This is a genomic window from Nitrososphaerales archaeon, assembly GCA_032906765.1.
Taxonomy (GTDB): domain Archaea; phylum Thermoproteota; class Nitrososphaeria; order Nitrososphaerales; family Gagatemarchaeaceae; genus DASPPF01.
Map to the genome: position 1 here is coordinate 51,678 of JAJTZB010000003.1, position 11,229 is coordinate 62,906.

General features: G+C 56.8%; 9 protein-coding genes. 7 read left to right on the plus strand and 2 right to left on the minus strand.

Features of this window, described 5'->3' with window-relative positions:
• Positions 1 to 34: 34 nt before the first annotated feature.
• Complete coding sequence (locus LYZ69_03955) at positions 35 to 2,782, minus strand: cation-transporting P-type ATPase (GenBank protein ID MDV3277604.1); 2,748 nt, start codon at positions 2,780 to 2,782, stop codon at positions 35 to 37.
• A 775-nt stretch (positions 2,783 to 3,557) separates the two neighbouring features.
• A complete protein-coding gene (locus LYZ69_03960; GenBank protein ID MDV3277605.1) occupies positions 3,558 to 3,977 on the minus strand; it encodes a CBS domain-containing protein in 420 nt (139 codons plus the stop codon).
• A gap of 101 nt (positions 3,978 to 4,078) precedes the next feature.
• On the opposite strand from LYZ69_03960, the gene LYZ69_03965 reads away from it, so the two are divergent.
• From LYZ69_03965 to LYZ69_03995, 7 genes are all read left to right on the plus strand, one after another.
• Positions 4,079 to 5,167 carry a CoA transferase gene (locus tag LYZ69_03965; protein MDV3277606.1) on the plus strand — a complete coding sequence of 363 codons (1,089 nt, stop codon included), beginning with the start codon at positions 4,079 to 4,081 and terminating at the stop codon, positions 5,165 to 5,167.
• A gap of 89 nt (positions 5,168 to 5,256) precedes the next feature.
• On the plus strand, positions 5,257 to 6,495 hold the full coding sequence (locus tag LYZ69_03970; protein MDV3277607.1) for an amino acid ABC transporter substrate-binding protein: 1,239 nt from the start codon (positions 5,257 to 5,259) through the stop codon (positions 6,493 to 6,495).
• Positions 6,496 to 6,547: 52 nt separating this feature from the next.
• On the plus strand, positions 6,548 to 7,405 hold the full coding sequence (locus LYZ69_03975; protein MDV3277608.1) for a branched-chain amino acid ABC transporter permease: 858 nt from the start codon (positions 6,548 to 6,550) through the stop codon (positions 7,403 to 7,405).
• 5 nt (positions 7,406 to 7,410) lie between these two features.
• Positions 7,411 to 8,373 (plus strand): branched-chain amino acid ABC transporter permease, encoded by a 963-nt coding sequence (locus LYZ69_03980; GenBank protein ID MDV3277609.1) that lies wholly within the window; start codon positions 7,411 to 7,413, stop codon positions 8,371 to 8,373.
• Positions 8,366 to 9,094, plus strand: coding sequence for an ABC transporter ATP-binding protein (locus LYZ69_03985; protein MDV3277610.1), 729 nt, complete (start codon positions 8,366 to 8,368; stop codon positions 9,092 to 9,094). Before LYZ69_03980 ends, LYZ69_03985 begins: the two co-directional genes overlap by 8 nt.
• Entirely contained in the window at positions 9,091 to 9,807 is a 717-nt protein-coding gene (locus LYZ69_03990) for an ABC transporter ATP-binding protein (GenBank protein ID MDV3277611.1), read from the plus strand. The genes LYZ69_03985 and LYZ69_03990 overlap by 4 nt, the downstream gene beginning before the upstream one ends.
• Before the next feature lie 57 nt (positions 9,808 to 9,864).
• Entirely contained in the window at positions 9,865 to 11,157 is a 1,293-nt protein-coding gene (locus tag LYZ69_03995; protein MDV3277612.1) for an MFS transporter, read from the plus strand.
• The last annotated feature ends 72 nt before the right edge of the window (positions 11,158 to 11,229 follow it).

Genomic DNA, 11,229 nt, shown 5'->3' on the forward strand with positions numbered 1-11,229 from the left:
GGTGGTCAAACATATATAAAAAGTAGAAGGCGATTCATTCCAAAGTTCTGGAACCCGAACCTTCTGAGGATCTGCCTCGTAATGACGAGATTATCTTGCCTGTTTCTATCCATCCAGTAGCAAGGACCGAGAGCGAAACCGCAACCAGCCAGTCCCGAAGATTGAGTGTGGTAGTATTGAAAACCAGCTGCAGAGGCTCCAGAACCGTGACCAAGTAAATGGCTAGGACGGAGAGGAGCAAGATGTAGAGCATGTAGCTGTTTGATCTAACTCCTAGACGATGAAGAGGGGACTTCTCTGAACGTGAGAAGAGTGCGAGAAGAGTGAGTGAAATCATAATGTTCACAAATACCATCGTCCGAGCTTTATCAAGGACACCGCCTCCGTTCACGTAGAGCAGGAAGACAGCCAAGGCACCCAGGAAAATCGCGATGGCTCGAGAAAAGATTTGCAAACTCATTGATGCCGTTATGATGCGTTCTCTGCTGCTTCGCGGTGGCCGACGCATGATGTCGGCTTCTGAAGGTTCCGTAGCGAAGGTTGTAGATGCTTGTATGTCATTCACAACTTCCATCAGAATTATCTGAAGTGGGGTCAGAGGCGTGCCCACTCCTAGAAGTAAGGAGAAGAAGACTGTCATCAGAATGCCGATTTTGCTCGGCAGATAGTATCGAATTGCTTTCCGCAGGTTGTCAAATAGCCGCCTTCCTTCTCGAACCGCAGTCACAATCGTCGTGAAGTTGTCGTCGGCAAGCGTCATCGAGGCTGCTTCTTTGGCCACGTCTGTCCCCGACCCCATCGCTGCGCCGATGTCTGCCTCCCTGAGAGCCGGGGCGTCGTTCACCCCATCTCCTGTGACGGCGACTACCTCGCCCCGGGCTTTCAATGCCCTAACAATACGCAGTTTGTGTTCTGGGGTCACCCTGGCGAAGACACTAACATCCGCCAATTTGCTCGAAAGCTGGTCATCGCTCATCCCATCGAGCTCTTCGCCCGTAATAACCTGGTCGTCTCCAGTGAGCTCAACGGCCTTGGCGATGGAGAGTGCAGTGTTCGCGTGATCACCTGTAACCATTATCGTCCTTATGCCCGCTTTCTTGCACTCCGCGATTGCCGCCTTCGCTTCTGGCCTGGGTGGGTCCTCTAGTCCTACCAGACCTATGAAACCCCAGCCTGAAGAATATTCGTCTTGCGAAGTCAATGCTTGGGGCGGCAAAGCCTTGTACGCGAAGGCCAAGACACGCAGTCCGCTACTGGTCATCTTCTGCACGACGCGTAGCAATTCTCGACGATCCTCTTCAGTCATAGGCAGCTCCCTTGTTGGACCAGGAAGGGAAGAGCATCGACCGATTATTACCTCGGGCGCTCCTTTTGTTGAAACGAACACGGACTGATCCTTCATTCGATGAACACTAAGCATCATCTTGCGTTTGTTATCGAATGGTTCTTCGTGCAGTAGCTGTCCTGTTTCCCTTATCGACCTAGGCTGAAAACCGATTTCTTCCACGAGAGAAATCAACGCGACGTCAACGGGATTGCCCACCACCGACAATTTCGCATCGTCTTGGGGCACCGCATCATTACAGAATGTGGCCACCCTGGCTAACAGGGAAAGGGTTTCCTGCGGCACGCCCGTGTGGACATCTGAAGAGTCGAATGATGTTCCGTTGGCGTAAATCACGGAGACCTTCATTTTGTTCTCGGTGATGGTGCCTGTTTTATCGCTGCAAATTGTGGTGGTCGATCCCAGCGTCTCGGCAGAGTACAATTTCCTGATGAGTGCTTTCTTCTTGGCCATTTGAATTACTGACGTGACCAGGATGACGAACGTTAGGATTGGAAGATCCTCTGGTATGGTGACAACCAACAAGCTCAATCCGATGAGGGCGCTGTCAACGAGCGATTGACCTCTCAAAAGCCCCACCGCTGCAGTGGCAGCAGTCAGGACGATGACGGTAACCGCTATTAGCCTCGTGAGTTCTGAAATTCTCACCTGTAGTGGCGTCGGTTTCTCATGGATCGACTCGGTTAAACTGGCTATCCTTCCGAGTTCGGTTCCAGAACCAGTACCCACTACAACTGCTTTTCCTCTGCCAGTGGTGACAAGCGTGCCTGAGAATACCATGTTCCTTCTGTCTCCAAGGGCGCAATGTTCTGGAAGCAGGACAGCGGCATCCTTGTAGGACGGCATCGATTCGCCGGTCAAAGACGATTCGTCCAAGCTTAGGTCGAAGGATTCGATTAGGCGCGCGTCAGCTGGGATTCTGTGTCCAGCGGAGAGGATTACTACATCTCCTGGCACAACTCCGCTGGATAACACATCAAGATACTGTCCTGAGCGTATGACGATGGTACTCGGAAGGGCTAGCAGCCTTAGAGACCTAATTGAGCTCTCGGTTCTCCGCTCTTGGTAGATTTCAACGGCAACCATGATCGAGATTATTATGACGAGTGCAACCGCATCGACTAACTCCCCCAACGTCGCGAATAGGGTAGCGGTGACAAGGAGCAGGATCATCATCGGTTCTCGGAATGGTTCTAGGATTCTCTCTAGGAGAGATTCCTCTTTCTGCTTCGACATGTTAAGTCCAGAAGTCTTGAGACGTCTAGTTGATTCTTCTAACGTGAGGCCCGTTCGAGGATCCGTCTTCAGCTGATCGAAAACACGTTCGGCTCGCAAGGCCCATGGTACAGCTGACCTCTCGTCACTCATTTCCTCATCTTCTTCGGTCGGAACGCAGGAGGCATTAACCATTCGCGACGTGACCTCGGACTCGGGCATCATTCGTATGTCAGAGTTTGCCTTCTATCAGGCCAATGACCTCAGCAGAAAGACCAGAGTAGCTAAATCATCCAAAAGGTGTGTGAGGAAGGAGTTTAGTCTTCTAAGCGAAGGTTTCATTGGCTATCCGCTTGGGTCCGTTTTGACCGCCAGAAATCTATGCCTGTGTGTGTAGTAACACAAATTCGATCTGTTAAGTAATCTCCAATCACACTGGCTGACCTTAGATGGGTTCGAATCCACGCCAGTTCCTATGCTAGGTCATGCCAAGCGTCGAGTCGGAAAACCAAGTGCACAACTGAGTCCCTTCCGGCCCCTACCCGTGGTATTTGATTTCAATCAACTGGTGTCTTTCGCAATCTTCACGCCGTTAGGTGTCCACCCGCTCAATCACCGCATGACCGACCGTGACCTGGAGAACCTCCGCCGCGTCATCCACCTCATCGAGGAGATGGACGCCTACTTCGCAAAGCTCGAAACTCCGACTCCCGCGGCTCGTCCCCAGCCCGAGTAGCTCCTTCATGAGCGTCGTCTCCCCAATCGCGCCGCCTTGGTGGTAGGTTTATACTCGCGATACGTCCTCAGGTAAGGATGTCAGAATGGTAGAGCAGAACGTTCCGCCCGGAGACCGCATGGTCGAGGATTCTATTACCGCGGCTTCGACCGTTAGGTGGCCCCAAAATGGGGACACATACCGAGCTAGGCGACCCCGGCAGGCTTGGTCTCCAGAGTTCAGTCGTTAAAAGCATAGGGATGGTTCGGCTTGGATGCTTCGCTAGAGCTGGCCAGAAATCGACGAGAGGCTCGTCATCACGTTCAGAGTGCTCTCGAAAAGGCCAGTCTGGGTCACCCGGCCGATTATCTTTCCGTTGTCGACGACGAAGAGCCTCCTGATGTCTTTCTCGACCATCAGGCCCATCGCATCTCTGATAGTGGCATCTGGGCTTATGATAATCAGCGGCGAGGACATGATCTTCTCTACAGGCATCCTGTCTGGGAGCAGGCCCTTGCCGAGGCATCTTCTTATGACGTCCCTTTCGGTCACGACCCCCTCCGGTAGTCCACGCTTCTCGACCACGAGCGACCATACGTTTGCTTCGACCATCTTCTTAATCACGTTCGAGACTGTCTCTTGCGCGTCGATCCGGACGACCTTTTTGTCCATTACGTCCTTGACCCGGAGTGTTATCGCCATGCGCGTTCGCAGTCCAGCGAAGATTGGGGACTTTTAACCATGTACTGCATTTCTCAATCCAGAAAGCAAGGTTTTAGCCGACCGCTGTGCCACGCGTGCGAATGAAGGGCGCGCTCGACGGCATCAGAGTGGTCGAACTGGGCACCTACGTCGCCGCGCCCGCCCTGGGGAGTATGCTCGGGATGCTCGGGGCCGAGGTGGTGAAGGTGGAGCCTCCGGGTGGCGACCCCACGAGGAAGCTGACCCCTTGGAGCTGGGCCAACTACAACTGGAACAAGAAGAGTGTCGTCCTCGACCTGAAGTCCGAATCTGGCATGGCAGAGATGCGAAGGCTCCTCAAGCGTTCCGACGTGTTCGTCGAGAGCCTCTCGCCTCGGGCCATAAGGAATCTGGGTCTGGACTTTCGGAAAGTGAAGCGCATCAACGGTAGGATCGTGTACTGCTCCATCAAGGGATTCGCAAGCGACAGCGCCTCCTCTCAACGCCTCGCTTTCGACACGATAGCTCAGGCGGAGGGAGGGCTGATGCATGTCGCCAGCACGGAGGGAGGCAGACCGTCCAGGGTGGGGAACCCCTGCGTCGACCTTACGGCAGCGGCGTTTGGGGCCGTGGGGACGCTGGCATCACTGCTCAAGAGGCCAAGACGCGCGGCGTATGTCGAGGTGCCACTTTACGACGTCGTTGTATACTGGAATGGCTATTGGCTCCCCTACATAGACATACACGGCCGAGAGCCGTCCCACTTGGGTTCTTCGCACCCTGCGTTCTCCCCGTATGGAATATTCTCTGTTAAGGATGGGTTCGTCTTCATCGGAGTGCTAGCGGACTCGCAGTGGGCCAAACTCGTGACGAAGCTTGGAATCGAGAGTCCTCCGCACTACTCCTCGACGAACGAGAGGATTCTGGCGAGGGAGGATGTCAATTCGATCGTCCAGCATTCGGTCGGCGGGTTCACCGCAGAGAAGCTCTTGTCCATTCTAGGCGAGGACGTGCCGTGTGCGCGTGTGAGCTCGCTAATGGACATCTACAGCAGCGCAGAGCTCCGAAGGAGGGGTGTGGTGATGAGCGTGGCCCACGAGGGCAAACCGGTCAGCATAGCGCTTCCTCCTTTCCTGCGTTTCAGCGTGAGAAGAGGGTCCAGAAGCCTCCGGGCCCTCGACCCAAAGGAAACGCGAGGGGCGAAGCGATGACAAGGCAATAGGCGTATAAGGCAAGGTCTCGTTACCTAATGAGTATGGCTTTCGCGCACTCGCGAGCCAGAGCTGCAATTGGCCGTAGTTTGGCGATTGGAATTGTTGTTCTTCTGGTAGTCATAGCGGTCGGCGGTGGCTACTATTACTACAGCACGACCCAGGCCCCGACTCCAAGCGGTCCCTCCGTAATCAAGATCGGGATGACGATGCCTCTCTCGGGGTCGCTCGCTTCCGACGGGGTGATGAGCTTGGACGGGCTCAAGATGTGGGCGATGAACGTCAACGCCTCGGGCGGAATCTACGTTAGCAGCCTTAACCACAAATTGCCGGTGCAGTTGACTTACTACGATGACACCTCGACCGCCTCGGTCGTGGCGACAGATTACCAGCAGCTTGTCACTCAAGGGGTCAACTTCCTCATTGCCCCGTACTCGAGTGGCTTGACACTGGCGGCCGCCCCGATTGCGGAGACTAATCACCTGTTGTTGATGAGCCACGGCGGTGCCTCGGACTCGATCTGGTCGAAGGGATACAAGTATGTCGTCGAGGTGCTCAGTCCTGGAAGCAAGTACGCGGTCCCTGTGCTCCAGATGCTGGAGAACCAGAACAGCTCCACACCCCTGAAGGTAGCCTTCTTCTTCGGCAACGATGCGTTCTCGATCTCGGTGAGGCAGGGGGCGGCAGCGTTCATCAACGCGACCAGCGGCAAGTTCAGCGTGGTCTACAACCAGTTGTATGACGAGTCCGCCACGAGTTACACCGCCCAGCTGAGTCAGGTGGCGGCGGCCAACCCTGACGTAGTGATAGGCGGGGCGCACTTCGCAGACGGCGAGACGATAATGAAGAACATCCAGTCTCTCGGGCTGCACTTCAGCATGGTCTCCCTCCTGGTGGCGCCTGACGACCCGCACTTCCTTTCGGACCTGGGGTCTTTGGCGAACAACGTGGTCGCGCCCTCGCAGTGGGAGTCCAACTTGGACTTCAGCCACTTCACACCTTACTACGGGAACATCTCGAGCGCACAGTTCCTGAGCCAGTTCAAGTCGACTTTCAACATGCCTCCCAACTACGAGGCTGCAGAGGCCTACAATACGGGCCTGGTCCTGGAGAAGGCGATCAGCGATAGCGGCTCCCTGAACTCCACCGTAGTCAGGAACCAACTGAGCAGTGAGAACATCTGGACGTTCTACGGGAACTTCCAGATCGGACCGACAGGGATCCAAGCCGGACACACGATGGTTGTAATGCAGTGGCAGAACGGGGTCAAGCAGACCATCTGGCCCAGGCCTGTCGCCACTGCTCCCTTCGTCTACCCGATGCCGTGACAACGGCGGACGAAGCCTTTAATCGCAATCCAGAGTAGCTGATTCCGAGGACTTGATACTCGCCGAACTGGTAGTGCTCGGCCTCGCGTACGGACTCCTATTCGGAGTCTTGGCACTTGGGCTCACGCTGATTTGGGGTGTGATGAAGGTCGTCAACATCGCCCACGGCGACTTTGTCATCGTTGGCGCCTATTCCAGCTACTGGCTCTTCGTCCTGGCTGGGGTCCACCCGATCCTTTCGATACTGTTCACAATCCCCTTCGGCTTCGGGCTGGGGATTATTGTGTACCTGGGGCTGGTCAGGAGGGTCGCCCACGCTCCCGAGCTGATGTCCCTCTTCCTCACCTTTGGCCTATCCACGCTAATCAGCAGCCTTCTTCTCTACATCTACTCGCCGAACCAACGCGCCATCTCGGTGACCTTCCCGAGCATCAACGGGCTCGGGGTCATCCTGCCCGGAAATGCAGCGATAGCCGCGGCGTACGCAGTGGTCGTTGCAGTCCTCCTTCGAGTCTTCCTGACGAGGACGTACTGGGGCAAGGCGATCAGGGCAGTGACCGAAGATAGCCGCTCGGCCCTGCTGATGGGAATCAACCCGGAGACGGTCAGCATGCTATCCTTCGGGATTGGTGTCGCAATCGCCTCGTCGGTGGGCTCTGTGGTGATGCTGCTTCAGGCAGTGACTCCGACAGGGGGCGGCGAATTCACGCTCCTCTCGTTCGTGATCGTGGTTCTTGGAGGACTGGGGAGTCCATTCGGGGCCCTTATTGGTGGAGTCGTGATTGGAGTAGTGGACAACGTCGCATCGCTGTACCTTCCAGCCGCGGCGACACCTGCAATCGGATTCATCATACTCGTAATCGTCCTGATAGTAAGACCGTCCGGCATAATGGGTGCGAAGGGCAGTTGACGACCGTGAAGTTGTCTGGATTCACGCTGACCCGCAGAAGGTCGGCCGAGCTGGCCGTTGCGGTGGTCTTGCTGGCATTGCTCCTCCTGGCGCCAACCTTCTTCGCGAGAATCTCGGTGCTCTTCTTCATCCTCAACTGGATCGTTCTGTCCGAGAGCTTCAACATGTTCACCGGACTGACAGGGTACGTCAACTTCGGCCACGTCGTCTTCTACGGCGTCGGAGGGTACGTCAGCGCCCTCCTGATGGCGAACGCCCACGCCTCACCATACCTAGCGGTCATCGCCGGAGGGCTGGCCTCCAGCGTTCTGGCCCTTGGAATCAGCCTACCGACCGCGAGGCTCAGGGGAGCCTACTTCGCCATCGCGACGCTGAGCATCAACGAAGCGTTCCTTGTGACGTTCGACAGCTGGGACGCGGTGGGGTCGGCACCAGGATTCACTCTCCCGATCTCGTACTATCAGCCAGTTGTCGAGTACTACGTCATGGTGGTGGTCGCCGTCGCTTGCGTCGCGGCAATGTACGCCATCTCCAAGTCGAGGTTCGGCATCGCCCTCCAGGCTATCCGGCAGCAGGAAGGCACAGCCAGTTCTATCGGGGTAAACGCGGCCTACTACAAGTCGCTCACGCTGGTCTTCAGCGGCTTCTTCGCAGGACTTGCTGGCGCCCTCGCAATCTGGCAGATTACCTACATCGACCCTCCATCGGCCTTCGATATCACAATCACAGTCAACTCGATCTCGATGGCCATGCTTGGGGGGCTTGGGACAGCAATCGGCCCGGTCGTCGGCGGAGCTCTGCTCTACGAGCTGACGGACTTGCTCGGCCTCAGCTACCCGTTCATCCACCTCATAATTCTCGGAGTTATCATAATTGGAGTGGTCTTGGTCATCCCGGACGGAATCCTTGGCGGTTCGAGAAGGGTCCTGGCCAAGGTCAGAGGAAGGAGAAGAAGCGGGAATGGGTGAGTTGTTGAGGCTGACGCAGTTGACGAAAAGGTTCTCGGGGCTGGAGGTCCTGAAGGGCGTATCGTTCGAGGTCGCAGAGGGCGAGGTGGTGGGGCTGATAGGTCCCAATGGGGCGGGCAAGACGACTATCTTCAACATAATCTCTGGGAGCCTGAAACCGAACTCTGGAAGGGTCATCTTCGCGTCGAAGGACATCACTGGGCTTCCCCCTTACAGAGTCTCGAGGCTCGGCATAGCTAGAACCTTCCAGATTCCGCAGCCCTTCGCTGAGATGACCGTGCTCGAGAACGTGCGAGCAGCCTTGCTCTTCAGCAATCCCCGTTCTGATGGCAGGCTTCCGAAGGATGCGGAGAAGCTCTGCGAAATGGCTGGGCTGAGCGGCAGGCTGAAGCAACCGGCCGGGTCGCTCACCGCACCCGAGAAGAAGAGGTTGGAGGTGGCCCGCGCGCTTGCCTGCTCACCCCGCCTCCTGTTGCTCGACGAGTTCGTGGCCGGGCTCACCTTAACCGAGGCAAGCTGGGCCTCCGGGATGATCAAGACGCTCTCGAAAGACTACGGTGTGACAATCGTCTGGACCGAGCACGTCATGAGGATATTGATGAGGTCCGTTGAGAGAGTGCTTGTCCTTCAGGCCGGCGAAGTGATTGCATCTGGCAGCCCCCCCGAGGTCGTGAAGAACGAGCGTGTGCTTAGCGCGTACTTTGGAGGTAAGCCAGCGTGACAGAGTCGTTACTTGAGGTTTCTGGCCTCACCGTCAGCTACGGGGCCGCTCAGGCGCTCTGGGACGTCTCCTTCTCGGTAAAACGCGGGGAGCTGGTCGTCCTGGTGGGGTCGAACGGGGCCGGCAAGACGACCTCCCTCCGAAGCGTCCAAGGCATGCTCAAGCCCAAGAGCGGGAAGGTGACCTTCTGCTCCAAGGACATCACGCGGCTTGCAGCAAACAAGGTCACGGCGCTAGGTCTCTCGCTGGTCCCGGAAGGGAGGGGACTCTTCACCACGATGACAGTCGAGGAGAACCTCCAGTTGGGAGCCTTCAACAAGCGCGCCCGGAAGCGGTTAAAGGAGAACTTCTCGTCAGCCTACGAGCTCTTCCCGATACTGAAGGAGAGAAGGAAGCAGAGGGCGGGCTCTTTGAGCGGGGGAGAGCAGCAGATGTTGGCGATTGGGAGGGGATTGATGTCTGACCCAGAGATGCTGATGCTCGACGAACCTTCCCTAGGACTGGCACCAATCGTTGTTTCGAAGGTCTTCGAGGTACTGGAAGGACTGAAGGAGAGCGGGCTGACAATCCTGCTGGTGGAGCAGAACATGGAGGCCTCCCTGGCGATTGCGGACAGAGGCTATCTGCTTGACAACGGGAGGATTGCCTTCGAGGGCACCCCGGACCAGTTCCGGGCGAATGAATCTCTGAGGGAAGCATACTTGGGGTTGTAGGTAGGGCACTTGAACTCAAAGGCGCGCCCCGAGCCAGCGTAGGAGGAACCACCGCGCATGAACTTGAGGTACCGAGCCTTCACTCTCTTCCTTTACAATTCTTGCCTCGGCGTCTTCCTCTCCTACGGGGTCTTCTTCACAAAGGTCTCGAACGAGTACAAACTCCCTGCGTCCGCCACGTCGCTGGTCTTCGGCGTCTTCGCGGTGCTATTCTCCATTTCGTCTCTTGTTCTGGGTCTCTACATGAACACCCGAGGCCCTGGAAAGACCATCCTGCTGGGAGGTGGACTGATGAGCGCTGGCCTCTTACTTTCGTCTGTGGCGAACTCATACCCACTCCTCGTCCTCACCTACGGCGTGATTGGCGGCATTGGTTCGGGCTCCATGTGGATGCCGACCTCCTATGTCGTCTTCGATAGCTTCGACTCGGCAGCAGTGAAGCAAGTCACAGGGCTTGTCAGCGCGGGCACAGCAATCGGCCTCCTCTTCTTCCCGCCCCTCGAAACATATCTGATCTTCGAAGGGGGTCTCCCGGTCGCGTTCCTCACTGTGGGGTTGGTCGTCCTTCTGTTCACAGGCCTCGCGTACCAGACCTCGAGGAGCAGCAAGGTGACCTCAAGATTCGACCTGAGAGAGGCGTTCAAGAACCTGAAGACCAAGAAGTTTGGACTCCTTTACGCATACTACGCAGCTGGAAACGCATTTTCCAGGACGCTCGTCACGATCTTCTTGGTCCCTCTCTTCGAAAGCAGGGGCCTCGGAACTGTGGTCGGCACATTGGCCCTCTCCCTGATTGGGGTAGGAAGCATGGCGGGGAGGCTGACCACGGGAGTGAAGAGGGTCAGCGAGGAGACGATGGCCGCCCTGGGCTTTGTCCTGCAAGGGGCATGCGCCGCTGGACTGTTCATTGCAAACGACGCAGTGACGATAGGCGTCCTCTCCGTCCTCTTCGGGATCGGGTACGGAACCTACATCCCCGAGTTTGCGCTCATGGTGAGAAAGTACTACGGGGTGGAACACTACGGCACCGTCTTCGGGATGTTGCTTACCAGCTTCGGGTTGGGCGCATTCATCGGCCCTGTATTCGAAGGGACAGCCGTCTCGTCGACCGGAGGGTACCTCCCGGGCTTCCTCCTCGCCGCGGCCGCGAGCATTGCCGTCGGAGCCCACCTCCTGTTCGCTGGCAAGGGTAGCGGTCAACGGGTTCCTTACCCTGGCAACCGTGGCCGGAATACTGGCGGAACAGACGAGCGCCCACGGGTTCATGCTGGGTATCAACAACGTGAAGTTCCTGCGCCCAGTCTTTGCAGGGAACACGATCTACGCCGAGTGCGAAGTGACGGGTGTTAGGGAGTCGAAGAACATGCGTGGAAGCGGAATAGTCACCCTACGGAGTTGGGGCTACAACCAGAGAGGCGAAAA